23 protein-coding genes and 1 pseudogene are annotated in these 24,617 nt (G+C 45.7%); 3 read left to right on the top strand and 21 right to left on the bottom strand.

What is annotated here, in order from left to right; genetic code table 11:
* From ACTNB3_RS02095 to ACTNB3_RS02160, 14 genes are all read right to left on the bottom strand, one after another.
* Nucleotides 1-1,362 carry a Wadjet anti-phage system protein JetA family protein gene (locus ACTNB3_RS02095; protein ID WP_441024322.1) on the bottom strand — a complete coding sequence of 454 codons (1,362 nt, stop codon included), beginning with the start codon at nucleotides 1,360-1,362 and terminating at the stop codon, nucleotides 1-3.
* A gap of 159 nt (nucleotides 1,363-1,521) precedes the next feature.
* The gene (locus tag ACTNB3_RS02100; RefSeq protein WP_427806656.1) at nucleotides 1,522-1,758 is read right to left on the bottom strand and encodes a DUF3343 domain-containing protein; all 237 of its coding nucleotides are present in this window, start codon (nucleotides 1,756-1,758) and stop codon (nucleotides 1,522-1,524) included.
* Complete coding sequence (locus ACTNB3_RS02105) at nucleotides 1,758-1,961, bottom strand: sulfurtransferase TusA family protein (protein WP_427806654.1); 204 nt, start codon at nucleotides 1,959-1,961, stop codon at nucleotides 1,758-1,760. The genes ACTNB3_RS02100 and ACTNB3_RS02105 overlap by 1 nt, the downstream gene beginning before the upstream one ends.
* A 60-nt stretch (nucleotides 1,962-2,021) precedes the next feature.
* Entirely contained in the window at nucleotides 2,022-3,125 is a 1,104-nt protein-coding gene (gene yedE, locus ACTNB3_RS02110) for a YedE family putative selenium transporter (RefSeq protein ID WP_427806652.1), read from the bottom strand.
* Nucleotides 3,126-3,164: 39 nt separating this feature from the next.
* The gene (locus ACTNB3_RS02115) at nucleotides 3,165-4,304 is read right to left on the bottom strand and encodes an aminotransferase class V-fold PLP-dependent enzyme (RefSeq protein ID WP_441024324.1); all 1,140 of its coding nucleotides are present in this window, start codon (nucleotides 4,302-4,304) and stop codon (nucleotides 3,165-3,167) included.
* Between the two features lie 179 nt (nucleotides 4,305-4,483).
* Nucleotides 4,484-5,386 (bottom strand): selenium metabolism-associated LysR family transcriptional regulator, encoded by a 903-nt coding sequence (locus tag ACTNB3_RS02120; RefSeq protein ID WP_427806650.1) that lies wholly within the window; start codon nucleotides 5,384-5,386, stop codon nucleotides 4,484-4,486.
* On the bottom strand, nucleotides 5,383-7,299 hold the full coding sequence (gene selB / locus ACTNB3_RS02125) for a selenocysteine-specific translation elongation factor (RefSeq protein ID WP_441018530.1): 1,917 nt from the start codon (nucleotides 7,297-7,299) through the stop codon (nucleotides 5,383-5,385). Before selB ends, ACTNB3_RS02120 begins: the two co-directional genes overlap by 4 nt.
* Nucleotides 7,296-8,690, bottom strand: a complete 1,395-nt coding sequence (selA, locus tag ACTNB3_RS02130; RefSeq protein ID WP_427806648.1) for an L-seryl-tRNA(Sec) selenium transferase — start codon at nucleotides 8,688-8,690, stop codon at nucleotides 7,296-7,298. The genes selB and selA overlap by 4 nt, the downstream gene beginning before the upstream one ends.
* A gap of 92 nt (nucleotides 8,691-8,782) precedes the next feature.
* On the bottom strand, nucleotides 8,783-9,823 hold the full coding sequence (selD, locus tag ACTNB3_RS02135; protein WP_427806647.1) for a selenide, water dikinase SelD: 1,041 nt from the start codon (nucleotides 9,821-9,823) through the stop codon (nucleotides 8,783-8,785).
* Nucleotides 9,824-9,864: 41 nt separating this feature from the next.
* Nucleotides 9,865-10,470, bottom strand: coding sequence for a sulfurtransferase-like selenium metabolism protein YedF (gene yedF, locus ACTNB3_RS02140; protein ID WP_427806646.1), 606 nt, complete (start codon nucleotides 10,468-10,470; stop codon nucleotides 9,865-9,867).
* Nucleotides 10,471-11,217: 747 nt separating this feature from the next.
* Nucleotides 11,218-12,078 (bottom strand): class I SAM-dependent methyltransferase, encoded by an 861-nt coding sequence (locus ACTNB3_RS02145; RefSeq protein WP_441024326.1) that lies wholly within the window; start codon nucleotides 12,076-12,078, stop codon nucleotides 11,218-11,220.
* Nucleotides 12,079-12,362: 284 nt separating this feature from the next.
* Nucleotides 12,363-13,127 (bottom strand): hypothetical protein, encoded by a 765-nt coding sequence (locus tag ACTNB3_RS02150; RefSeq protein WP_427818784.1) that lies wholly within the window; start codon nucleotides 13,125-13,127, stop codon nucleotides 12,363-12,365.
* 14 nt (nucleotides 13,128-13,141) lie between these two features.
* Entirely contained in the window at nucleotides 13,142-13,852 is a 711-nt protein-coding gene (locus tag ACTNB3_RS02155) for a DUF5058 family protein (protein ID WP_427818783.1), read from the bottom strand.
* A gap of 35 nt (nucleotides 13,853-13,887) precedes the next feature.
* Nucleotides 13,888-15,114 (bottom strand): M20 metallopeptidase family protein, encoded by a 1,227-nt coding sequence (locus tag ACTNB3_RS02160; RefSeq protein WP_427818782.1) that lies wholly within the window; start codon nucleotides 15,112-15,114, stop codon nucleotides 13,888-13,890.
* A 233-nt stretch (nucleotides 15,115-15,347) separates the two neighbouring features.
* Between ACTNB3_RS02160 and ACTNB3_RS02165 the strand changes: the two genes are divergently transcribed.
* Nucleotides 15,348-16,673, top strand: a complete 1,326-nt coding sequence (locus ACTNB3_RS02165) for a hypothetical protein (RefSeq protein ID WP_427806640.1) — start codon at nucleotides 15,348-15,350, stop codon at nucleotides 16,671-16,673.
* Nucleotides 16,674-16,807: 134 nt separating this feature from the next.
* Here ACTNB3_RS02165 and ACTNB3_RS02170 read toward each other — a convergent pair whose 3' ends face one another.
* The 3 genes from ACTNB3_RS02170 to ACTNB3_RS02180 form a co-directional block, all read right to left on the bottom strand.
* Nucleotides 16,808-17,254: a group II intron maturase-specific domain-containing protein gene (locus ACTNB3_RS02170; protein WP_441024329.1), complete on the bottom strand. Its 447-nt coding sequence runs from the start codon at nucleotides 17,252-17,254 to the stop codon at nucleotides 16,808-16,810.
* 291 nt (nucleotides 17,255-17,545) lie between these two features.
* Nucleotides 17,546-19,333 (bottom strand): aminopeptidase P family N-terminal domain-containing protein, encoded by a 1,788-nt coding sequence (locus tag ACTNB3_RS02175; protein WP_441024332.1) that lies wholly within the window; start codon nucleotides 19,331-19,333, stop codon nucleotides 17,546-17,548.
* 156 nt (nucleotides 19,334-19,489) lie between these two features.
* Nucleotides 19,490-19,873 (bottom strand): DUF3783 domain-containing protein, encoded by a 384-nt coding sequence (locus ACTNB3_RS02180; RefSeq protein WP_441024335.1) that lies wholly within the window; start codon nucleotides 19,871-19,873, stop codon nucleotides 19,490-19,492.
* Between the two features lie 280 nt (nucleotides 19,874-20,153).
* On the opposite strand from ACTNB3_RS02180, the gene ACTNB3_RS02185 reads away from it, so the two are divergent.
* On the top strand, nucleotides 20,154-21,107 hold the full coding sequence (locus ACTNB3_RS02185; RefSeq protein WP_441024337.1) for an AEC family transporter: 954 nt from the start codon (nucleotides 20,154-20,156) through the stop codon (nucleotides 21,105-21,107).
* A gap of 58 nt (nucleotides 21,108-21,165) precedes the next feature.
* On the opposite strand, the gene ACTNB3_RS02190 is transcribed toward ACTNB3_RS02185, so the two are convergent.
* The 4 genes and pseudogenes from ACTNB3_RS02190 to ACTNB3_RS02205 form a co-directional block, all read right to left on the bottom strand.
* A complete protein-coding gene (locus ACTNB3_RS02190; RefSeq protein ID WP_427806634.1) occupies nucleotides 21,166-21,645 on the bottom strand; it encodes a low molecular weight protein-tyrosine-phosphatase in 480 nt (159 codons plus the stop codon).
* Between the two features lie 185 nt (nucleotides 21,646-21,830).
* The gene (locus ACTNB3_RS02195; protein WP_441024339.1) at nucleotides 21,831-23,030 is read right to left on the bottom strand and encodes a tyrosine-type recombinase/integrase; all 1,200 of its coding nucleotides are present in this window, start codon (nucleotides 23,028-23,030) and stop codon (nucleotides 21,831-21,833) included.
* Nucleotides 23,031-23,145: 115 nt separating this feature from the next.
* Nucleotides 23,146-23,352 carry an excisionase gene (locus ACTNB3_RS02200; protein ID WP_441024341.1) on the bottom strand — a complete coding sequence of 69 codons (207 nt, stop codon included), beginning with the start codon at nucleotides 23,350-23,352 and terminating at the stop codon, nucleotides 23,146-23,148.
* 300 nt (nucleotides 23,353-23,652) lie between these two features.
* A pseudogene (locus tag ACTNB3_RS02205) lies at nucleotides 23,653-24,054 on the bottom strand (virulence-associated E family protein); the annotation flags it as partial.
* Nucleotides 24,055-24,401: 347 nt separating this feature from the next.
* Here ACTNB3_RS02205 and ACTNB3_RS02210 point away from each other — a divergent pair.
* The coding region (locus tag ACTNB3_RS02210) for a DUF6431 domain-containing protein (protein ID WP_441024343.1) at nucleotides 24,402-24,617 on the top strand (216 nt) is incomplete at its 3' end.

Below are 24,617 nucleotides of genomic sequence, written 5' to 3' on the forward strand. Positions count from 1 at the left end.
TTAAACCTGTCTTTTTACAAATTTCAATGCCGGATAGCGATAACCGTTTTTCTCCACCATCCTTACATCCTCTTCCAGCACCATATACTTGCTGTTCCTTCGTGTGCTGAGATCATACGCAAGAATCAGTTTTTCAAATTCATCTTCTTCCCGCATAGGAAGGGACAGCGCATCCATAACGCCTTCCTGTATATTCTCCTCTATAAAATCTTCTATCTGTCTTCGGCTGTACCGATGCTGAATCCGGTTCAACTTCAGCACATCTTCCTTGTCCAGATCCTCCGTGGTCTCCTCTGGCTGCATCTGACTGATAAAGTCTTTCCTTCCTTTACGCCGCTTATAAAGTGATTTCTCCGAAACAATCTCCAGAAGTGAAAGATTCATCTTTGCACCAGTCTTCTGTACAATTTGCTCATAATCCGCTGCATCTCCCATGCGGTTCAGCAACTGCACCACAAGCCCTTTGGTGTCCGTTTCTCCACTTAACAGATAATTAAGTCTTGTCACGGTTGCGCGCACATATTTCGTGTGTTCCTTATCCATATTAGCAATACGGTGCTCAATATCATCAAATCCCCGTTCAATCTGATCCAGAAGTTCCAGAACATCCTCCTTCGTATCTCCCATCGCCCTGGAACGCTCCCGAACCGTTTCGATCCATTCTTCATTTCCCCGCATATCGCGCAGGCACTTCTTGATATCCATTTTGTAAATATAAAAATTATCGGAAGTCTTCAGTATATGGTATTTGCGCCTCACGATTTCTTCCACATACCCATCCAGATGCTCTTTCAGAAGATCTCCGTAAAATCGCTGATCCAGAAGTCTCTCAAAAAACTTGTCCATATTATGCAGCATATCCTGCAGTGCTTTGTTCAGCCGCCGGGTATTGATCAGCGCCGTGCGCAGCATATTCAGATTCACCCTGGGATCATTCCGGAAGGAAAATAAAGTCGCGTATACATTCTGGATATAGATTTCCGTCTCCTCCATATCTTCAGAGCTGAGACGTTCGAACGCATCGATGAAAACCGCCGAATAATCCGGTATCACAATATTCGTCGCCAATGTATGATAATCTTCAATCTTTTTCAGCCATCCCGTTCTGATCAGCCAATTCAGCATACGAAGTGACGGTGTTTCCAGCATATCAAACTCCGTCTCATTTTCTTCACGCACCAGTCGGAGCTGCTTCTTTGCATACATATCTCCAAGCACCTGTACGCACACTTCTTTCGTGAGGAAATAATTACTGTACTGGTATTCTTCATTAATAACCAGAAGGGCTTCCATATAAGCCTCCCGGTTCACGGAACGGAACAGACTCCAGAACGAATCCGGGATTTCAAAACGCAACTGCATATCCGCACTCCAATCAAATAAATGTTCTCTTTTATTCTATCACATATCGCGCCCCTGCACCACGCAAATTTCAAATGTATAACTCAAAAAATGATCCACCGGATCATTTTCTCATATAAACAGCAACATAAAAAAGACTGCGCTTACGCGCAATCTTTTTTATACCATGCATTCATGCATCTCTTCTTCTTCGATTCCAACACTTGACATGATCTCTTTCAGTGCATCCCTGTGTTCCAGTCCGGCACACCATGCAAGCCCACAGCCTGCTGAGATCTCCCGCGGCACCGGAATCAGTCTTCCGTCCGCATTCTTTGCCTTACAGGCTTTCTCCATCGCCATGGCATCTGCCGTAGTGTGGAATGTCACGACCAGTTTTAACTCTTTCTTTCTCATTATTCGATCACAATTTCGAATTCGGAGCCTTTCTCTGTCGTTGTTGCTTTTTTTCCGTGGTCCTTTGCAAACTTTTCTACGTTCGTTCTCTGATGCGGTTCACTGACCAGCACTTTGATTGGACCCTTCGCATCTTTTAATGCTTCCGCTGTCATCATAAGCGGTTCCGGGCAGGAAAGTCCTCTTGCATCTACTTCCTTCATATTATTTTACCTTCTTTCTTAGAATAGCATATTATTTTGTTAATATCTACCCTTTGCTTTTTATTTTGTCTTTGCAGTCTCTCTCTTGTTTGTGAATGCAATCACGAAACAAACAATGATGCAGATAATGCAAGCCACTTTACCGTTTGTTGTAACAGCTCCTGCAACCAGTTCTTTTGTCTCCGGGTTCAGGGATGTTCCGCTGGATGCCAGACCGAAGTTATGGCAAAGAGCTGCTCCAAAGAACAGACCCAGAACGGTAACTGCCGCATCGGAAGATCCCTGTCCTGCAAGGATCAGCTGACGAAGCGGGCATCCTCCTGCCAGTACTGCAGCAAATCCTACTGCATACATACCAAGAATATTCCACAGATGCTGAGAATGTGCAATGATTCCCGGTGTATTGAATCCAAGAACAAATCTTCCTGTTGCCACATTAAAGATCAACATAACTACAAATAAGCTTCCAATTACGGTAAACAGATCAAAATTCTTCATAAGCACGATATCACGGATACTTCCTGCAAAACACATTCTGGATTTCTGTGCAACTGCTCCAAAAATGAGTCCGCCAACCAGCGACAGAATCAGCGGTGCATGGATACTTCCCGGACCAGCTTCACTTGCCTTCAAAAGTGATGTGCATGTTGCAAGAATCAGGATTCCAACCATGATGACCGGAAGCACTGCTCCGCTTGTTTTGTTCGTCTCATGAGACCGTCCAAGACTGAACCCTTTCTTCAGTGCAAATGCACCGGTCGATACACCCAGAACAAATCCGATCAGTGCTACCCATGCATTCAGATCACCTGCTGACATACGGATAATCATACGAAGCGGACATCCCAAGAAAATCAGGGAACCGATCATAATAATCATACCCAGTACGAAACGAATCATCGGTGATGAACCTGCTGTAGAACGATATTCCTTCGTTGCCACAGAGATAATAAAAGCGCCCAGTACAAGTCCGATGATCTCCGGTCTTGCGTACTGCACAACTTCTGCCTGATGCATTCCCAGTGAACCTGCCATATCACGTACGAAGCAGGCAATACAAAATGCCATGTTTGCAGGGTTCCCGAAAAATGCAAGACATGCCGCTACAAGTCCGCAGATCACACCCGCAATCGCGAGTTTCTTTTTTGAATCTGATAAATTCATGTTACTTCCTCCTTATGCCTTTTACTCTCTTCTTCAGAGTTACTCTTCGGCAGCCATTTCTTTCACTGCCTGAATGGCTGTATTTAATTCTTCATCCGTGTTGTAATGCGAAAAGCTGAATCTCACCGCACCCTGTTCTACCGTCCCCAGTGCCTCATGCATAAGCGGTGCACAGTGTCCTCCGGCTCTTGTAGATATTCCATATGTCATAAGAAGCTCATCACTCACTTCTGAAGAATCATAATCTCCGATATTCAGCGTCACGATCGCACATCGCTCCCGCGTACTGAAATCTCCGTAAACTTTTACTCCGGGGATGTCCTTCACCCCTTCGTAAAATCTCCACATCAGATCCTGCTCTCTCTCTCTGATCGTATCAATTCCTGTCTCCATCAGATATTCCACTGCCGCATCCAGACCGGCGATCCCGTGTCCGTTCAGTGTTCCGGCTTCCAGAGCAGTCGGCATCTCAGAAGGATGCTTTTTATTATAAGTCTGCACCCCGCTTCCGCCACATAACAGAGGACGGACTGTCAGTCCTTCTCTCACATAGATCCCACCTGTTCCCTGCGGTCCTAAAAGTCCTTTATGACCGGTAAAACACAAAATATCGATCCCCATCTCCTGCACATCGATCGGAAATACCCCCGCCGTCTGAGATGCATCTACGATAAACAAAACTCCATGTTTCTTCGCAATCTCGCCTACTCGCTTCACATCCACAAGGTTTCCTGTCAGATTTGAACCATGTGTACACACGATTGCTTTGGTGTTTTCCTTGATCGCCTTCTCAAAATCCTCATAATCCAGCGTCCCCTGCGGATTGCTTTTCAGAATGGTAAGCTCCGTTCCCTTTTCCTGCAGTTCATACAGAGGGCGAAGTACTGAATTGTGTTCCAGCATCGTTGTGATCACATGATCTCCCGGATTCAGGACCCCCTTCAGCGCTATATTCAGACTTTCCGTTGAATTCATCGTAAATGCAATCTGTTTCGGATTTTCCGCATGAAAAAAACAAGCCAGCTTCTCTCTGGCATCATAAATCGTTCGCGCCGCGCCGAGTGATGCTGCATGTGCGCCTCTGCCCGCATTCCCCATAGAGCACATTGCCGCTGCCACCGCATCGATTACCTGTTGCGGTTTCTGCATCGTCGTCGCCGCATTATCCATATATATCATATGTACCTTCCTCCAATTTCCTTTTCAAGTACAGCTTGTATCTTCCCAAATGATACCTATGTATTTTTTCCCGTATAATTTGACTATCTCTAGTATAGCCTTTATTCCCGCTTTCGTCTAATCGAAAAGTACAATAAATAAGCCCATTTATAGTTTTTATCTATAAATAGGCTCATTTCTTATATGTTATACATCTCTTTCACGACACGAATAAAACGTTCCGCAGAATTAGAAAGCTGGTAATTCTTGTTATAGACCAGATTCAGATCTCTTCCATCATCTTTACTCGAAAGCGGGAAATCCAGCACTTGCCCGGATTCAATCACATCCTGCACCGCAAGCCGCGATATCATAGTAATACCTATTCCGCTTTTAACTGATTTCTTAATAGCTTCCGAATTCTCAATGCTTGCTACAACATTCAGTTTCTCCACATCAATTCCGGCACGGCGAAGCTGCTTTTCCGCTTCTTTCCGCGTTCCTGATCCCTCTTCCCTCATGATGATCGCTTCATTTGCAATCCAGTCAATTGTCGTTTCTTCTTCCTTGATACGCTGGTATTTTTCATTATTTGGCATAATAATCACCAGATCATCTTTGTAAAACGGTATGTATTTACAATACTTTTTTTCAAGAACGGTCCCCGTAAACCCAATATCCACAATATGTCCGGCAACCTTTTCCACAACTTTTGCACTGTCCGTTTCCATCACACGAAACTGTTCTTTCGGATATCTGGAACTGAATTCTGCCAGAATATCCGGCAAAAGATACTGTGCGGGAATCGTTGATGTCGCAATCGTAATACACTGAACATCTTTTTTCGTTTCTGTTGAAAAAATCTCGGTAATCTTATTCTGCAATTCAACCATCTGCCGGGCATACTCATAAAGTACCTTGCCCTGCTCTGACAGAATAACCTCTTTTGTATTTCTCACAAACAATCTGACGTTCAGTTCTCTTTCCAGGGAGGAAATATGTGCACTTATGGTAGGCTGAGTCAAAAACAGAGACTTTGCCGCCTTTGAGAAGCTGCCTCCCTCTGCCACCTTCACAAATGCCTCCAATTGTTTTAGATTCATAAGTATGCTACCCTTTCACTTTCTGCTCCGGTCTTCTTTGTAACCTTAATGCTGTCCATATATTCGAGTATCGGCTTGGCACTTTTTCGGCTCGTGGAGAACATATCTCTTACCTGTGCGATCGTAATCACATCCTCATTCTCCAAATGCTTGCGAATCTTCTCCTCTGCCTCATCCATCAGATACTTCATCGTAAACATTTCTTCATTGATCCGCACAACCCGTTCTTCATCTACAAGTAACAGAAGAACATCCTCCGCGGTTTCCCTCGGGATTGTTCCGAGATCAATTTCCGAAAATCTCACGAAATCAAATCCTGCCTTTTCAAAAGCATCGACCAGAGTCTTTTCCGTCTTCAGGAACATTGCGTCTTTCGACACTTCAAATTCTGCCAGATGCAGGTATTCGTCCTTGCGTCCGATCTGATTTTGTGCCACAAGCTGCTCGATATAAGCATCAAACACGATCGGTTTCACCTTTTTCAGATAGGTGTTATGGATCTCAGCTTTCTTCATACCATAGCGGTAAGGATATCTCTTATGATAAGCCTCAAGCGCCTCCTGTATCTTCTGGCGCAATGCATATTCACTGTCTCTGTGCCAGAGATATACATCTTTCTTCATCGCAAAGACATGAACAATTCCTTCTTCTTTCAATTCTTCCAGGTATTCCTGAAGTTCATCCACAGAATGTGCCATAATCTTCGCAAGTTCAGCCATCGTAATCATTGTATCTGCATGCTGTTTGATATGCAGCTCCATAACATCTGCAAGCGAACCGGATTCTTTCTTCTTTAATTCTTCAATTGCCTTCTCATCGAATCGTTTCTTTCTCACCGGATTCGGCTCCAGCACCACGCCGCCTCCAATGGTCTCCATCGGCGAATAGAAACGCACCACAAATCGGTCGCCTCTCTTCAGCGCGATTTCTTCTTCCAGACGCAGCTGCACCAGTCCGCTTTCTCCCGGCCCGATTTCTTCCTTATCCAGCAGCACGGCACGACAGAGGATCTCGCTGGTCCCCGTATACAGATGCAGTCTTTCATGATTCGTCACAATTCGCATAGAATCCGGCAATACCGATAATTTAACATCCAGCAGATCCGTGTTCTTCATACTGTTCTTCGGAGCGATCACGCAGCCTCTGTGAATCTCTTTCTTCTTGATATTGGAAAGATTAATCGCTACCCTCTGCCCGGCATAGCACTTATCCTTGTCCTGTCCGTGTACCTGGATGCTCCGGATCTTGCACTCTTTCCCGATCGGATACATTTCGAGTACATCCTCTTTGGAAATTGTTCCGGAAATCAAGGTTCCCGTGATGATCGTTCCAAAACCGGAAAGTGTAAACACACGGTCGATCGGAAGTCTCGGGATCGTCTGCGTATCTTTCTCTTCCACCTCATCCGCCATCACCCGAATGATCGTATCGGTCAGTTCTTCGAGCCCCTGTCCGGTCGCTGCTGAAACACGTACCACCGGCGCATCTTCCAGAAATGTTCCTTTCAATTCTTCCTGTATTTCCTCTTCAACCAACTCCAGCCATTCCTCGTCCACCAGATCACATTTATTGAGGACGAGAATGCTTTTCTTAATTCCCAGAAGTCCCAGAATGTCCATATGTTCCCTTGTCTGCGGCATGATTCCTTCATCCGCCGCCACAACCAGCATGACGAGATCCATTCCCACAACTCCGGCAACCATGTTATTGATAAATTTCTCGTGGCCCGGAACATCAATGATTCCTACCCGGTCACCATTTTTCAAATCGAACCAGGTAAATCCCAGATCGATCGTAATTCCACGACGCTGTTCTTCTTCCCAACGATCCGTATTTCGCCCGGTCAGAGCCTTGATCAATGTTGTCTTCCCGTGGTCAATGTGACCTGCGGTTCCTATGATGATATTTTTCATAACAGCTCTCCCAGCATTTCTGTAATCTTCTTAAACCAACGTGTTTCTATGGTTCTTACATCCAGATAAATCGTATCATTCGCCGTTCTCGGGATGATAGGCACCTCCAGATGTCTCATTTTTTCTTCTAACTGCGGCACACTCATTTTTTCAGGCTTTATCGTAACCGCCATACTTGGGATCCGCTCCAGAGGGAGTGATCCTCCTCCAATCTGTGACTCGCATTTTTCAAGTCCAAATTCCGCCGCAAGACCTGCTCGTCTCAACATCCTTTTCAGGTTCTGGGCGCGATGTGCCACTTCTTCTTCGGTCTCCGTGATCATACGAAGAACCGGAATATTCTGAATTGCTTTTTCCTCAGATAAATATTCTTGAAGAACGAGTTCCAGCACCGTCGCCGTAAATTTATCGATACGCAGTGCACGTGTAAGCTGGTTCTTCTTCATCTGATCAATATATTTCTTCTTACCGATAATAATTCCTGCCTGTGGCCCTCCCAGCAGCTTGTCTCCGCTGAAACATACCACATCTGCTCCTTTGCGGATGGAATCCTGAACCGTCGGCTCATAAGTCAGTCCATATTTGCTCAGGTCGATCAGCACGCCGCTTCCCAAATCCTCAATAATAGGAAGGTCGTGTTCCTTTGCCAGCGGAACCAGATCATCGATCGTGACCGTATCGGTAAAGCCTACGATCCGGTAATTACTGGTATGTACTTTAAGGAGCGCTTTTGTATTTTCAGTAATCGCTTCTTCATAATCGGAATAATGTGTCTTATTGGTCGTTCCGACCTCTACCAGAGATGCGCCGCTTTGTTCCATCACATCCGGAATACGGAACTTTCCGCCGATTTCCACCAGCTCTCCTCTGGATACAATAACTTCGCCGCCTTTTGCCATAGAACTCAAAATCAGCATCACTGCGGCTGCATTATTATTGACGGCCATTGCCGCCTCAGCTCCCGTGAGTTTACACAGAAGCTTCTCAAAATGGGAATATCTCTCTCCCCGCTTCCCGGCCTCCAGATTATACTCCAGATTGGAATAGCCGGTGACAATATCAGCCAGTTTTGATACATGCTCCTGACTGATTGGTGCACGTCCCAGATTCGTATGCAGAATCGTACCGGTTCCGTTAATCACCATGCGCATGTTCGGTGTATGGAGTCTCTCCACATGCCTTACGATCTGCTGCGGCAGATCCTGAATCTGCCGCACAATCTTCTCTTCTTCTTCACATGCCCCGATAAATGCTCTCAGGGCCTCCATCTCCTCCCGGATTGCTTCCATGACAGTCTCTCTTCCGTACTGTTCGATCAAAAGCTGAATGATCTCCATTTCCAGAAGCACATCCACTTTCGGGATATTACGATATAATTGATTCTTGTTCATCTTCTTCCACTTCCAAATACTTTATTATCTTTCAGGCAGCGCCCGGCATTTGCTCTGCCGGGCGTATATTGTCCTGCATAAATGCTCTGTTATCAGTGCAGACGTATAAGCTTGTCACTCTTCTCTTCCACTGTTCCTATGATAGAAACCTTCGTTTCCATGTGTTTCTTCTCAAATGTCTCCATGATTACTTCCACATACTGCGGTTCCACACTGAGCAGAAGTCCGCCGGAGGTCTGTGGATCATAAAGCAGATCAATAAAATGTTCCTCTACGTTTCCCATATCCACTTTCATCTGGGAATATCCACGATTCTTATAGGCTCCCGCCGGAACCAGTCCCATCTTGGCGTAGGCGATCGCCTCGTCAAAATATGCGATATCGTGGACATTCAGATTGAACGTCACTTCACTGGCTTCTGCCATCTCCACACAATGTCCCAGAAGACCAAAACCTGTAATGTCTGTACATGCATTTACCGGATATCCATCTACCACTTCCTTGGCTTTTTTGTTCAGCGAAGACATAACCATTTCCACTTCACGAATCGCCTTGTCGGAGGCCATCTGCGCCTTGATCGCCGTATTAACGATTCCGCTGCCTACCTGTTTGGTCAGAATCAGAACATCTCCCGGTTTACATCCGTAATTTTTGAAAATGCGCTGCGGGTGAACAAAGCCGGACACACAGAGTCCATACTGAGGTTCGTCATTCTGAATCGTGTGACCTCCCACCAGAACAGCTCCTGCTTCTTTCACTTTGTCAGCTCCACCTGCCAGGATATCCCCCAAAATAGACGGGTCAAGGCAATTCGGGAAACCAACAATATTCAGAGCCACTTTAGGCTCTCCTCCCATGGCATATACGTCACTGAGAGAATTGGCTGCTGCGATCTGTCCAAACATGTACGGATCGTCAACGATCGGTGTAAAGAAATCCACCGTCTGAATCATTGCGATGTCATCTGTCACTTTGTAGATTGCCGCATCATCAGATGTCTCGATACCAACCAGAAGGTTGTCATCGTGAAATTTCGGAAGCTTACCCAGAACCTGGGCAAGGGTCTCCGGACCTATTTTAGCGGCTCATCCCGCGGTTTTTGCCAATTGCGTCAATTTGATATCCTTACTCATTTTCCCATTCTCCTAAAGTTTGTTATTTTGCCGTGAACCATCTACGGTCTGATGATTCTTCCAGCCTCGGCCATAGCTTCTACGATCGCATACATATTGGTCACAGAGCCAACGGCCAGTTTTTCTTTCAAATGGTAGTAATCCAGACATGTACCACAGGTCAGGATCTCTACCCCCTGTGCCTCGAGAGACTTCAGATCTTCCAAAGAATCAGAACCTTCTGCAGTCAATGTAGCACCGCCATTGTAGAACAGCATCTTCTTCGGCAGTGTATCAAGCTGGGTTACTGCGAAAATAAATCCCTTGATCAATACTTTTCCAAGTTCATCATTGCCGGATCCCATACGGTCAGAAGAAACAACCACGATCGTGTCACCCTTTCTGTCCGGAGTGCAGACAGCTTCTTCAGCCTCCGCACTTGCCGGTGCTCCCTGCATTTTGATCGTAACCTTGAATTCTTTTTCTCCAAGCTTCTCAGAGCTTACTTCTCCGCCCTGTGCAGCTGCCATCTTCGTTACATTCTGAACAGCGATCTCATTATCTACCAGAACTTCGATCGTCTCCGGGCCGGTCAGCGCCTGCATTGCTTTTTTTGTCTTAATAACTGGAATCGGGCAGTTATCACCCATTGCGTTTACTGTAATCATTTGTCGATTACCTTCCTTTCTTTTGATGTTTTATGTCAAAATTCCCTTCTTCTCATTTATAGATACATTCTATCACTGAACTATACAAAGGTAAACTGTTATTTTTGAAATTTTGTGAGGAAGGGAGTTCAAGGGGGACGCCTTTGTCCATGTGGGGTGGGTTCCCGGACTCGCTCTCGCTCGGGGGAAAACGCAGCGGTACTAAGCTTGCAGGGCGCCGCTGTCTGCGGCTGCTGCAAGCAAGTGCCGGCGTTTTCCACGGTCCGGGAACCCACCCCGCATGGACGAAGGCTGTGCGCTTGAACGAGAGCCGGGGAGTAAAATTCCAAAGGGGAGGGAATGTGATAAATTGTAGGGGTGTGAAAGACGTGCCTTTGAGTGGCTCCTACTTTGTAGGAGCCACTCTCGGCACTTGATATTGTATTGTTAGGGCTTTTGTTTTTTGTTTGTGACTGATTCTTGTGTTGTGGGTGCGAATAGTCAGCGGGATTGTCTCTGTGTGTGTAGCGGAGGTTAAGTGGAGCGTTCCGAAGATACATGCCGAAGATGTTAGGCGGCGGGAGGGGAGCTGCTTTCAGCGACCCTTCCGGCACCTTACATATTCGTGCATGAGCTGAGGTAGCGCGCAACGTCGTAGCTACACACATGGAGACAAGCACGCGTCCCTATTCCACCCGCCACTCCCCGTGCATGAGCTGAGGTAGCGCGCAACGTCGCAGCTGCACACATAGAGACAAGCACGCGTCCCTATTCCACCCACCATCTCCCGCTTGCTCCGCAGGGGAGGACGAGTCCGTTGGACGTTACGGGCAATCCGATTTCCTGGGAATCGACGTGACCGTTGTATTTTTTTAGTTCTGTTGCAAGCATATAAGTCAGGACTGCTGGCGCAAGTCCGGTAGTGTAGGAGTTGATGAGGAAGAAGAGGGGATCCTCCGACAAGATCTGTGTGCAAAGTTTGATCAGGGGATGGATGGCATCTTCTATTTTCCAGATTTCTCCTTTTGGTCCCCGTCCGTAAGAGGGGGGATCCATGATGATCGCGTCGTAGTGATTTCCACGGCGGATCTCGCGTTCGACAAATTTCATGCAGTCGTCTACCAGCCAACGGATCGGTGCATCACCAAGGCCAGAGGATACCGCGTTTTCTTTGGCCCAGGTCACCATGCCTTTGGAGGCATCTACGTGTGTCACTTGTGCACCGGCTGCAGCTGCTGCAAGTGTGGCGCCGCCTGTATAGGCAAAGAGATTCAGCACTTTAACAGGACGACCTGCCTGTCTGATCTTCTCTGAAAACCAGTCCCAGTTTGTCGCCTGCTCCGGAAAAAGTCCGGTGTGTTTAAAATTAAACGGCTTCAGGTTGAAAGTCAGATCTTTATAGTGAATCTGCCACTGCTCCGGAAGATCGAAGAACTCCCATTCTCCACCGCCTTTTTTGCTGCGGTGATAATGCGCATTCCGGTTTTTCCATCCTTTATGTGTCTTCGGTGTATTCCAGATCACCTGCGGATCCGGACGCACAAGGAGATACTGTCCCCATCTTTCCAACTTTTCTCCATTGGAAGAATCAATCACTTCATAGTCTTCCCATCCATCTGCAACCCACATATTTGTAATTCCTTTCTTTAACCGATATTTGTTTCGCATGAATCAATCATCCGCAAACATTCATTATTACTTTGTCACTATTTCTTTAGTTAGTATATCGAAAAAGTGCTTCCAGTACAAGCACAAATCTTTTCATTAACCAGAGTCCTTATCACCAGCGGTATTTTACTGCAGAAGTGCCACTTGTCTCAAATCAAAAAGAGATGTATGCCTCATCGTTATTCACGCAATGGGGCACACACCTCTATTTCATTTTCTGTACTATCTTTTCAGACAACCGGAATTTATTTCTCTTTCTTTGCCACAGCCGGGTTATCCTCTACAGTAATAACACCTTTCTTCCAAAGAATACGTGATGTAATGATTGCGATCGGAAGCATTGCAATGATCAGGAATCCGATTGCTCCGAACAGAGATCCGCCGGATGTAATTCTTACGAACAGTGAAAGGAGTGTTACGATAACAAGTACCGGAATAACACCCTTTGTACCGCCTTTTACGATCTTGCTTCCTGAACTGCTGCTTGAGAACAGACCCAGAGTCAAAGAACCGAACAGAGCCGGAATGATATATCCAGAAGCCGTCTTGATCTGCGGGATTTCGAAAATGAAACCAATCTGTGAGCTCAGCAGAGCTGCAAGTGCCAGGATAACAATTGTCATGATAGATGAAACGGCTACTGCTACAGATGCAACAGCATCACCTTCCGGTGTATTCTGCTCTGTTTCTGTCAGCTTGATTGCATTGATTGCAACCGGGAGTTTCAGGTTCATGATATTGCCGGTAATAAATGTCAGGTAAGATGAACTTCCCAAAATCGGGGTATAACTGATTGCTTCTGAAATACCAACCGGAATATAAATAAGCAGGATACTGATCGTTGAAACATTGATAACATCACCGAATGACGGCATTGCATCATAAACAGTCAGCACAACAAACGGAATTGCTGTCATATAGATCAAAGCGATGACCGTTCCGAGACGTCCTACACTGTGAGACCATTTCTGAAACGGATCCATTACTACACTGTTTTTCTCTTTACTCATAATAACTTCCTCCTCTATTTAAAGATGCTGGTCCACAGTACGGATGATGCCATACCACCGATCATTGAGAACGCCATGATAAAGTCGTTCAGCCATTTCAGACCCGGTTTCGCAGCCAGGACACCAAGAACAACAGCGATAATAAGACCGGTAACCATAACTAACGCCTGAATTGTATCACCGATCAGAAGAACCGGAACATAAACTGAGAACAGACATAACATAAAGCATCCGCTCAGAACGTATTTCCATGTGCTTGCATTTTCACTCTTGGAAACACTCATACATAACTTCTTTCCTAACGGAATTAATACGAAGAATCCACTCAGCATACCGATCGTCATAAGGATCATAACAACACCGAACTGGCTTCCTGTTGCCTGTTCCAGCATCTGTGAACTTGTCTCAAATCCGATTGCAGAAGCAACGCTGCTTGAGATCAGAGTCTCATAAGACAGTGAACCGATAACGGAAAGTCTCCACCATGACCATACAGTTCCGAGAACCGGGATCAGTGCAAACAGACCTACAACGATTGATAAACTTGGTACAATTGAGAAAACAAGGCTTGATTTGATAACTTTGCTCAATGCCTCTTTTGAAATTCCCATTTCAAGGCAGCGTGCATACGCTTTCTTTAAATACAGCAGCGAAAATGCCACAATGTACAGCAAACCGATTATAATCATAATCAGTAGCAATGGGCTAGTAATAATTTCTTTCATACGTCTTCTCTCCCTTTCCTTTTTTGAATCTTTGGTTATTTGTGTTCTTCCAGCCATCTCATGGCTGCATATGCATAAACGGCACTTCCCTGGGCAAGTACGGCATCATCGAATTTTACCATCGGATGATGTTGTGGATATTTGTACCCCTTGCTCGGTTCACCTGCCGCAAGTGCAAGCATAATTGAAGGTACTTCATGGCTTACATAAGCGAAATCCTCAGAACCTGCTGATTTGGATCCGCTTCCGCCACCGGACATCGCTGCAAGCTGTCCTGTTGTAAATGCTTTCGTCGGTCCAAGAAGTTCTCTCATATAAGTAGCAGTTGCTTCTGAGAGCTCATAGTCATTCTTAAGAACCGGACATCCCTTACCGAAATCTACCACCGCAGAAGCACGGAAACTTGCCGCTACGCCTTCTGAGATTTCCTGAATTCTCTGCTTGATAAAGGCTCTTACTTCTTCATCGTATGTACGGATCGTACCACTCATCATCACGGTATCCGGAATGACATTTGCCGCCTGGCCTGCATGAATCGTTCCGATCGTCAGAACCGCTTCATCTACCAGTGCAAGTTCTCTTGCATGAATCTCCTGCAGAGCAGTGATGATATGTGCTGCAACCGTGATCGGATCCACACCATTATTCGGCATGGAGCCATGGCATCCTTTTCCCTGAACACGGATCTCAAAATAATCCGCACCCGGTGCACTGATTCCTCCGTCGCTTACAACAACAGAACCGGCCGGGAACGGCACACCTGCCATAACATGAATCATCAATGCCGCATCAACATGCGGATTCTCCAGAACACCTGCCTGAATCATGTCATGGGATCCGGCAAAAATCTCTTCTGCCGGCTGGAACATAAGTTTAACAGTTCCTTCGATCTCATCTTCATGAGCTTTCAGAAGCTTAGCTGCGCCAAGCATCATCGTTGCGTGCATATCGTGACCGCAGGCATGCATATTCTCTGTCTCTGATGCAAAGTCTACCCCCGATTCCTCATGCATCGGCAGAGCATCCATATCACCACGGATCAAGAATACTTTTCCCGGTTTTTTACCACCTGCAGTAACAACCACGCCAGCTTTTCCACAATCTTTCGGTTCATATCCCATTGCGGTAAGCTCAGCTTTTACAAAGGCTACAGTCTCTTTCAAATCAAAGCCGAGCTCAGCATGTCTGTGAAGATAATGTCTCTTCTCAACAAGCTCCTGCTCATGCCCCTGAGCCTCTTGTAATAAAAGTTCACCGTTCATAAAAACCCTCCTTGATTTTTCTCCTTGTCATTTAAGGAACATTAAAGGAACACTTTATGTATGGGATTATACACCCGATTTATAAAAATTGCAAATATGTTTATAAATATTGCCTATATTTTGTAAAAAATATATAAACAAAATGCTCTGTTTCATATTTTCGGAAGTTTCTTCTTGATTTTAGGAACACTTTAGGAGAAAATGATTTTGTATATCATCGGGAGGGGACCGCTATGAAAGAACATTTATTGATTATCTCATCTGAATATTTATCACAATACCTGAAAGATATGCTCCGTGATTATCCGGATCCGATTGAGTACCGGGTTATCGAATATCATTCTTTTTCTGAACTAAAAGGCATTTACTACGCAAATGAAAAATGGGCAGACGGAATTCTCACCACCGGTACAGTCGTGCAGACTGTCATTGAGCGGTCAGTTCCACACATTTCCATGCCACTTCTCTCACTTGCCACAGATAACGAGAGTTTTTACCGGATTCCTTTGACACTACTGATCGAAAACCGCATGCTGGATCCGGAGCGGATTATTTTTGATGTATTTGTCAATTCCAAACCTGCAGCTTCCGTCCGGGACCTGATTGAATACAAGAGCATCAATGTCATGTTTCCCGAATTCACCAAATGGCTTTCTTCTGCTTCTCTGGAAGAGTTATATCATGTGGAGGATCAGTCACTCGCAGAGATTAATAAACTATGGGAAAAAGGAAAGATCGATATGGTCATATGCCGTTACGGGAACCTCGTTCCCCGGCTCAAGGAACTGAAGATTCCCTGTGTGTTTGCCTCCTTCAGCGACGAATATATGTACCAGATCATTCAGCTGCTCCTTACCAAAATCAAAATCGATAAGCTGACCGCACATTCTCCTGCTGCTATATCAATCGCCCCACAGAATGCCGTCGTGGAAATCTGGGGTGTCTTAGAAGATGACGAATTGCAGAAAGCATTTCAAGATTTTACTATCCGATACGACCTGGATCTTTCCATCCATCGGAAGCATAATGCCTATTATATCATGACAGAAAAAAAGATTTTATCCTATCTGACCAATGATTTCCAGAAAAGTGTTCTTTCTGATTATCTGGATAAAAACACAAAGCTTTCGCTTACCGTCTCATACGGAATCGGCAATACAATGGATGAAGCCCTTGACAACACTCAGCTTGCTTTCCGGGCAGCCGGGAACACGACCGATTCCTACCTCGTTGATGCGGAGCACAAGCTGACCGGACCGCTTAACACAGATCATCCGGTGATTTCCAGCCAGATTCTCACGCCGCAGATACAGGAAATCGCTGATAAATCTTCTCTTTCTACTGCAACGGTCCACCGCCTGAACCGGCTTCTTATTCTCCTGGAACGGCGTGAACTGACAAGTGTGGATCTGGCTGAGAACTTTCATATTACAGTGAGGGGCGCCAACCGGATCCTTCAGAAGCTTGAAAGCGCCGGATTCGTTCATTCCACACTTCAGAAAAGCAACCATATGAAAGGGCGCCCGACCAAAATCTATCATATCGACTGGGATATCTAGAAAACGTTTAAATATGATGCTAACACGATTTCCGGTAGAGTAGGCGGATGAACCTTTCATCCGCCCCTCATCAAACCGTGCATGAGGGTCTCCCTCGCACGGCTTTCCGACATTCTTCTTTCTACAGCATTACGTCATGCTTTAGCCATTTTCTTTAATCCTTTTTCGTAAATGCTATTTCTAACAAATCCCACCTTTGACATATGATGTCGCCTTCGGTGCTTCTTGTTATACCATCTTGCAAAGGAGCAGATAATGTACCAGTCTAGTGCCTGCATCCATTTTTCATTTGTCTTAGTAGAATAGTAATTCTTCCATCCTGTGATTTTAGGATTCAGATTCTTTATTAAATCTTCTTCTTTTGCAACTAGCAGGCTTCGATTGTTTACATTCCTTTTGATTTCTGCTTTCATTTTCTTCATAGCTTTTCTGCTAGGGTACTGATAGCTTATACGCTTTCTCTTTACCTTTCGGTGATGGGTAGGGTCTCTCCAGTTCCGAACCACACTTTTCATACATACCGTTTCCTCTATACCGAGGGATTCCTCCGTGCTGCATTCCAGTTTCTTCACACGTTCCATGGTTTTCGCCTATATTGCCCAGGCTCAACTTCCCTTTGTTCTCTTTCGAGACCTTTTTAACGATACGGCAGAATTCACTTAATGTTACGGTCTGCACGATTGCTCGCACCTCTTATCAAGGTTACTTTATCCACTCGCTTAGCACCCTGTATTACTACAACGCACCGAGTTTAGCTACACGGCTCACTGGCGATTACCGTGACCGGACTTGCACCGGCAAGTGTGGTCCAGCTTCGCTGGACACACGAAATAAAACAAGGGGAGACTCCGTCTCCCCTTTGTTCATTCTGTCTAAATCTCTCTTGTATATTTCGCCAGCCATTCTTTCTCTTCTTCATTCAGGTATGGAGAAACTTTCTCATATACCTGCTTATGATAATCGTTCAGAAGCTTCTTCTCCTCTGCCGTCATCATATCCGGATTGATTGCATCCAGATCCATCGGAACGTAAGTAATCGTATCCATATACATGAACTGACCATATTCATTTTTCTCACCCTTGCATACCAGAAGCTCGTTTTCCAGACGAACTCCATGAGATCCTTCAATATAAACACCTGGCTCATCGGTAATCACCATGCCTTCTTCCAGCGGTTGAATTTCATGTGCACGATACTGCCAGCGGAAACCGGACGGACCTTCATGGATATTCAGAAGATATCCTACTCCATGACCTGTTCCATGATTAAAGTTCATGTTTCTATCCCAGAACGGCTTTCTCGCCAACATATCCAGAGTTAATCCGGTACATCCATACATGAATTTCGCACTTGCAAGCATAAGATTACTGATAGCTACCAGCGTGAAATCATCCTTCATATACTGCGGGATCTCACCCAACGCATACGTTCTTGTAATATCAGTAGACCCTTCATAGAAACCTGCTCCCGTATCAGTCAGGAACATCGTCCCCTCATGAAGCACTGCACTGCTCTCCGGTGTTGCTGAATAATGTGCACTTGCCGCATGCTCTCCCAAAGCAGAAATCGGTCCGAAGCTCGGACGGATAAAGTTGCCCATCTCAACGCGGAACTCATCCAGCTTCTCAGAAGCGCTGATCTCAGTAATCTCCTGCTTTCCAATATTTTCCTTCAGCCATTTCATAAAACGAACGTGTGCCACACTGTCCTTAATCTGCGCCTTACGGATATTTTCAATCTCCACCGGATTCTTCATAGCCTTGAAAAGCTCTTCCGGATTCCGTTTTTCAACCTTAACGACATTTTCCGGTATATTGCTGTAAAGAGCATAATTCAATTTGCCCGGGTCGATCAGAACGACTTCTCCATCCTCCAATTTCTTAACATCTTCGTAAATGTTATTATACGGATGAAGAACGACGCCGTCTTTCGCAAGTGCTTCCTTAATCTCAGCACTTAATTTCTTCTCATTGATATACAATTCCATGCTGTCCATGGTAATAACCGCATAAGAAAGTACCAGCGGGAAGAATTCCACGTCATTTCCACGAATATTCAGAATCCAGCAGATATCGTCCAACGTCGTAAGAATGTGCTTTGCAGCGCCGCATTCCTTCATGTACTCACGAATTCTCGCCAGCTTGCTTTCTGTTGTCTCACCGGCATACTTCAATTCCAGCGCAAATACGGGCTCTTCAGAAAGTGCCGGGCGATCCTCCCACACTTCATCGACCAGATCATAATCATACACGATCTTCGCATTCTTTTCCGCCGTGATCTTCTCATATTCAAGGCCGGATCCCATAGCGATTACTCTTCCGTCAAATCCCAGGACTCCGCCTTCCGGCACTGCTGTCTGCAAATATTCATTCAAAGTCGGCACTCCCGGTTCTCCCATTTTCATCAGCTCTACCGGAGATCCAGCAAGCTGCTTGCCTGCCTGAATAAAATATCTTCCGTCTGTCCACAGACGCGCTTCACTGGCTGTAATGACTGCAGTTCCTGCCGATCCGGTAAATCCGGTCATATATGCACGAGCCTTGAAATGTCCCCCCACATATTCACTTTGATGAAAATCTGCTGTCGGAATCACATATACGTCCATTCCCTTTTCAGCCATTTTCTCGCGCAATCTCGCAATTTTCTCTGCAATACTCATTTCTTTGCTACCTCTCTTCTCACGTTTTTAAGTAATAAAATAATGTATTTATATCTTGTCCAAGACAGAGCTTCTGTCCCTAACACTCAAAACGGTCCACCGGACCATTTTCTCATATGCATAGCAACTAAAACAGATCTTTTCAATCCGCTTTACCTACTTCTTCTGAGCCATAATCGCCTCATGTTCCCGCTCCAGCTCCCGGTACAGTTCCGGAATCGTCCAGCTCTGATTCGTGTCTGTCAGGACCGCTTTATAATCCACCGGACCGATCACTTTCTTTCTCATCAGAAACAATACCTGATTCAACTGCTGCTCCGCAAGCCCGGCAAACACAATCATTTCCTTTGCCAGAACAATACTTTCATCATCATCACTTTCAGACTGCGTCTCCACAATTCCGACAAGCTCACCAATCGTTTTATAATACTCTTCCGGCTCTACAAGCCTTACCTTAACCTTAAGCGTCATCAGAACCATCTGAATCTCACGCAGCTTCTGCTTATCCTTAAAATTAACCAATAACACGGTCGCCCGCATACTGTCACTCCTTCCACGCGATATTCCTTCTCGCTCTTGGCAGTGTAATTCTTCATCCATATAAGGTCATATCACGACGTTCTCACTGTGCATGAACATCATAACACACCTTTCCCAAAAGTTCCATGCCTCAGAAGAGAATTTTCATCTACTTTTTCTTGTCTTTCTTTGCGAACAGTAAAAAACACGCTTGTGAAATCTCTTTTTTTCAGTATAATAAGAAGAGATTCGGATACAAAATCCAGGCAATCCATATAAATGAAAGAAATGAGGTAATACCATGAACGTAATGACCGCCGGACTTCAAATGTTTGTCATGTTTCTGTTAATACTAGCCGGCTATTTCTGCTACAAAGCCCATATGATCTCCCAGGAAAATAATGCCTGTCTTTCCAGGCTGGTTGTAAATGTCTTCAACCCTGCTATGATTTTCTCCAGCGTACTTGGGAATTCCGGAAACGGCACTGTGGACTCCATACCGCTTCTCTTTCTGGTCTCTGCCGGAATCTATCTCTTCCTGATCATCCTGTCGAAGATCCTTGTTCGGATTTTCCGTGAGACAGGCGACCAGCAACAAATCACTGAACTCCTTTATATATTTGCAAATGTCGGTTTTGTCGGCATCCCTGTTGTAAAGGCACTTTTGGGAACGGATAAACTGATTTATGTTGCCGTATTTATCCTGGAATATAACATTCTGGTCTACACCTACGGCATCTCCCTGCTGAGACACGGTTCGAAAGGAACAGACACCCCAAAAGCCGCATTCCAATTGTCCACATTAAAACCACTGGTTAATCCGGGCACCATTGCCTGTGTAGCAACCCTTTTCATATTTGTCACCGACATCGTCCCTCCGCAGCCACTTAGCGACGGACTCCAGTATCTGGCAAATGCTACCACTCCGATCTCACTCATCGTAATCGGAGTCTCCCTGGGAATCCAGGCAGATCTCGTCTCCCTCTTCACCAGCGGGAAACGCTATCTCTTCTGCCTGTGCAAATTGCTGGTAATCCCGATAATCGGGACCCTGTTCCTCAAACGCCTTCCGATCTCTAATGTGATGTGTCAGGTTTATATGATCATGATGGCAATGCCTTGTGGGAATCTTATCCTGATGCTGGTTGAAGAAAGCGGGCGGGACGGACGAGAATGTTCTTATCGAATTATCCTTTCCACACTGCTATCCATACTGACCATCCCAATCCTGATATTCCTGTATCCATATTTATAATTTATCATAATCCGCATAAATATTTCCCCGGCAAACCACTCTGGCTTGCCGGGGAATCTTATTTCCATCCGAAATCATGTTCAAGAATGTACTGCATCAGGCCTTCACAGCCCTCTCGGATTTCCCGGTAAGCCACATCAAACCGCTCACTGTACCACGGATCGGAAATGCTGGCATTCCTTCCCGCGTACTGTAGCAGAAGCGAAATCTTCCCGCCCTTGTGGCCGGTCATCCGCTCAATGTTGCGGATGTTCATCGTGTCCATGCCGACCAGATAATCATAGTAGTCGTAGTCAGATTTCTTAAGTTGCACCGCTCTCTTACCGTCACACTTGAGGTCATGGCGCGCAAGCTCCTGCCTGGCCGGCGGATAAACCGGGTTGCCGATGCCGTTCCAGATCTCCTCGGTGCTGGTCGCGGCGGATGCGATCTCAAATTGGTCTGAAAGGCCTTGTTTTTCTGCCATGTCTTTGAAAATGAATTCTGCCATTGGGCTGCGGCAGATGTTGCCGTGGCAAATAAATAGTACTTTTATCATCTTTTTATAACTCCATATAAGTCTTGTATTTCTTCTCAAATGCTTGGTATTACAGGGTTTTTCGGGTTTTAGCTCCCCGGCTGTTTCCGGGGTATCTTCTCAAATCGTACCATATCTTCTCATGTTTTTCCCTGCAATATTGGTAAATTCATTGGTATAGTCAGCGGCTTTACCAACGGGCTTTTTCAGCCATTCGCTACCCGAAGCACCTCGGCTTTGGCATCATCGAAGTTTACATGGGTGTAGACATTCAGGGTTACGCTGATGTCTGAGTGACCCATGATATACTGCAATGTCTTCGGGTTCATTCCGGATTTTGCCATGTTGGAGCAAAATGTGTGTCGGCATACATGAGGGGTTACTTTCGGCATCTGGATGCGGTAAATCTTGTTGTACTTCTCTACGATGTGTTCCAGATACTTCTCCCAGTGCAGGGCTACCTTTGGCATATCGTTTTTATCCAGACACAGGAAGCGGATATACCCATCCACCATTGGCTCGACCTTCGGTGCTTCACGACTGGCAATGATTCTGCGAAAACACTCTGCCACTTCTTCGGTCATCGGCACATAGCGGGTACCGCTCTCTGTCTTAGGCTCCTCAATCACATATTTCATCTGGGAGGTGCGCTGCAACTGATGGTCTACCTTGATACGCATTTCATCAAACTCAATCTCAGAAACCGTCAGTCCGCAGAACTCCGAAATACGAAGCCCGGTATGAAAGAGAATATAGATTGCATCGTAGTATCTACTGAAATGTGCATCTTCCTTGATGAATTTCAACAAATCCCGCTCCTGCTTCCGGGTGATTGCTTCTCTGGTCACGGAATCATTGACAATCACCGATGCCAGCTCAAATCCAAAGGGATTTTTCCGAATCAGGTCATCGTCCATCGCCATCTGAAAAGCCGGTCTGAGAACGCCCCGGATGGAATGAATGGAGCTATAGCCCCTGCCATCCACCTGCTGAAGCTTGATGAGCCACGCTTTTGCATCCGACAAGCGCACCTTGTCAATGCGCTGTTTCCCGAATGCTTCTTTTTTCAGGACATTGATTACCGTCTTGTACCCGGCAACGGTATTGTGCCGGACACCCGTTTTCAGGGACACATACTTCTCCACCAGTTCCAGCACCGTGTAATTGCCGCCGTTGGTTACGATGTGGTCAAACAAATCCGCTTCAATCTGCTTTTCCTTTTCTCGCAGCGAAAGTTCCCGTTTCTTGCCCTTGGGCATGGGGTCATTCTTGTCCAAACGCCAACTGTACACATTTTTCTCTTTTCCGTCCTCGTCAATGTAACGGAACCGATACCTCCCGTCTGCACGCTGGTACTCGCCTTCATGCAAAATTCGATTACGGTTGTCTCGTCTTTTTTCACTCATTGAAATCTCTCCTTTACTGTAAAAGGAGAGCCAGACTTGCACCGTTATAATAGCACAAGTTTGGCTCTCCGTATAGGTCTATCATAGGAAATCGGCAATTCTGCCAGGCACTTTTTTATACTGCCGTTGCCTGATCCAGATACCGCTCGAATTTCTCACGCTTAATGAGGGCACGGTTTCCGTTCATCACATAGAAATCCTCGTTGGGATGCCCGTCAATAAGCATCCGCAGCTTTCCTTCTCCGATGTGATAGAATCCCGCAGCTTCTTCAATGGTCAGCGTATATCTGCGCCAAACAGGAATCTCCATATTTTTCGTCATAGGCATTTATCCTCCATAAATGAAATGTGCCAGGCAGAGAACGGTCAGCAACGAAGTCCGGCAACGGACTTCAAAAGACCTCAAATTCATTCTCCATCTGGCTTTGGTTATCTATTTACTTTTCTTTTATTTTTCTGTTGTTTTGGTTGTCAGAAGGGAAAAAGCATTGAAAATAAAGGATTTTCCCGGCAACCGGGTCGGCAACGGGATTGCAACAAAGTGGACAACGGGCTCCTATTTTTAGAAAGGCAACTCTATCTGTTCGGCAATCTCCTCAAACCCGTCGGGGATATTTACAGGCTAGTTGTCGCTGTCCGTTGCTGTCTTTTCACGCTCCCAGCCCTTTTGTCTGCCGAATCCTACGAACATCCTCGGATTGGAGAAATAACGCCAGCCAGTAATGCACTGGTTCATAATCTCATTGACCTCCCGGATTTCCCATTGCTTCGGCTCGTCAAAGGTGTGGTTCAGGGCTTCCTTGTAGAGCTGCTTGGAACAGACCGTGTCCCCAGTGTACTTGTCCAGATAGGCCTGAATCTGTCCGGCTTTCGTGTCCTCCGGCATGAAGTCCCGCTGATGCTCTTTCAGGTACTTTGCCATTTCCGGGCTGAATTTCAGCTTGAAGTTTCCGCTGCGGTAAATCTCCATGGCTTCTGCCCACATCTGCCGGATGTAGGCTCTGGAAGCAGCTTCGTCCTCCAATGTCGTCTCGCAAAATAAAGTTCCTGTCTCCTGCACAAAAACAGCGAATTATTATATCAGTTCCATAATGATGTCTCTTTGTACGTGCCTGTAATTACGGCGCGCTTTTTTCTTGTATCTTTTTTCCGTTTCCGTTATAGTTAGCTTGTAACCATAAAAAAAGAGAAAGAACATCCCCTACCAAAGTTTGTTCTTTCTCTCACTCAAGCCTGCACCGGCCTTGTCCGGGATCTATGTCCCACTTAATACGGCCTCTGTACAGTACCATCCTTATGATAAGAAAAAATGCCCTCTTTTGCAAGATAATTCGCATAAAAAAATCATCAAAAGTTTTGTTTGATTCCTACATGGATACATTCTGCCCGGAAAAGCAGACCTGTCCTGTCTGTGGCTCCTCTTTCCATTGCCAGATCCATGCCTATTATGGACGCCGGATCATTGACTTTATCTGTGGGGTACCCGTCACTACAGAAGTGACTGTCCTTCGTCTGGCCTGCCAAAGCTGTGGACATACCCATGCGGTCCTCCCGGACCTGATCATCCCTTATTCCAGCTATAGCCTT

The sequence above is a fragment of the Bariatricus sp. HCP28S3_D3 genome (genome assembly GCF_052065755.1).
In the GTDB taxonomy this organism is placed as follows: Bacteria; Bacillota; Clostridia; order Lachnospirales; family Lachnospiraceae; genus Allocoprococcus.

What these genes read in the sequence shown, in the direction of transcription:
- ACTNB3_RS02095 (WP_441024322.1), bottom strand. Translation starts at nt 1,362, where the DNA reads ATGCAGTTGCGTTTTGAAATCCCGGATTCGTTCTGGAGTCTGTTCCGT.
- ACTNB3_RS02100 (WP_427806656.1), bottom strand. Translation starts at nt 1,758, where the DNA reads ATGAGAAAGAAAGAGTTAAAACTGGTCGTGACATTCCACACTACGGCA.
- ACTNB3_RS02105 (WP_427806654.1), bottom strand. Translation starts at nt 1,961, where the DNA reads ATGAAGGAAGTAGATGCAAGAGGACTTTCCTGCCCGGAACCGCTTATG.
- yedE (WP_427806652.1), bottom strand. Translation starts at nt 3,125, where the DNA reads ATGAATTTATCAGATTCAAAAAAGAAACTCGCGATTGCGGGTGTGATC.
- ACTNB3_RS02115 (WP_441024324.1), bottom strand. Translation starts at nt 4,304, where the DNA reads ATGATATATATGGATAATGCGGCGACGACGATGCAGAAACCGCAACAG.
- ACTNB3_RS02120 (WP_427806650.1), bottom strand. Translation starts at nt 5,386, where the DNA reads ATGAATCTAAAACAATTGGAGGCATTTGTGAAGGTGGCAGAGGGAGGC.
- selB (WP_441018530.1), bottom strand. Translation starts at nt 7,299, where the DNA reads ATGAAAAATATCATCATAGGAACCGCAGGTCACATTGACCACGGGAAG.
- selA (WP_427806648.1), bottom strand. Translation starts at nt 8,690, where the DNA reads ATGAACAAGAATCAATTATATCGTAATATCCCGAAAGTGGATGTGCTT.
- yedF (WP_427806646.1), bottom strand. Translation starts at nt 10,470, where the DNA reads ATGATTACAGTAAACGCAATGGGTGATAACTGCCCGATTCCAGTTATT.
- ACTNB3_RS02145 (WP_441024326.1), bottom strand. Translation starts at nt 12,078, where the DNA reads ATGTGGGTTGCAGATGGATGGGAAGACTATGAAGTGATTGATTCTTCC.
- ACTNB3_RS02150 (WP_427818784.1), bottom strand. Translation starts at nt 13,127, where the DNA reads ATGAGTAAAGAGAAAAACAGTGTAGTAATGGATCCGTTTCAGAAATGG.
- ACTNB3_RS02155 (WP_427818783.1), bottom strand. Translation starts at nt 13,852, where the DNA reads ATGAAAGAAATTATTACTAGCCCATTGCTACTGATTATGATTATAATC.
- ACTNB3_RS02160 (WP_427818782.1), bottom strand. Translation starts at nt 15,114, where the DNA reads ATGAACGGTGAACTTTTATTACAAGAGGCTCAGGGGCATGAGCAGGAG.
- ACTNB3_RS02165 (WP_427806640.1), top strand. Translation starts at nt 15,348, where the DNA reads ATGAAAGAACATTTATTGATTATCTCATCTGAATATTTATCACAATAC.
- ACTNB3_RS02170 (WP_441024329.1), bottom strand. Translation starts at nt 17,254, where the DNA reads ATGGAACGTGTGAAGAAACTGGAATGCAGCACGGAGGAATCCCTCGGT.
- ACTNB3_RS02175 (WP_441024332.1), bottom strand. Translation starts at nt 19,333, where the DNA reads ATGAGTATTGCAGAGAAAATTGCGAGATTGCGCGAGAAAATGGCTGAA.
- ACTNB3_RS02180 (WP_441024335.1), bottom strand. Translation starts at nt 19,873, where the DNA reads ATGCGGGCGACCGTGTTATTGGTTAATTTTAAGGATAAGCAGAAGCTG.
- ACTNB3_RS02185 (WP_441024337.1), top strand. Translation starts at nt 20,154, where the DNA reads ATGAACGTAATGACCGCCGGACTTCAAATGTTTGTCATGTTTCTGTTA.
- ACTNB3_RS02190 (WP_427806634.1), bottom strand. Translation starts at nt 21,645, where the DNA reads ATGATAAAAGTACTATTTATTTGCCACGGCAACATCTGCCGCAGCCCA.
- ACTNB3_RS02195 (WP_441024339.1), bottom strand. Translation starts at nt 23,030, where the DNA reads ATGAGTGAAAAAAGACGAGACAACCGTAATCGAATTTTGCATGAAGGC.
- ACTNB3_RS02200 (WP_441024341.1), bottom strand. Translation starts at nt 23,352, where the DNA reads ATGACGAAAAATATGGAGATTCCTGTTTGGCGCAGATATACGCTGACC.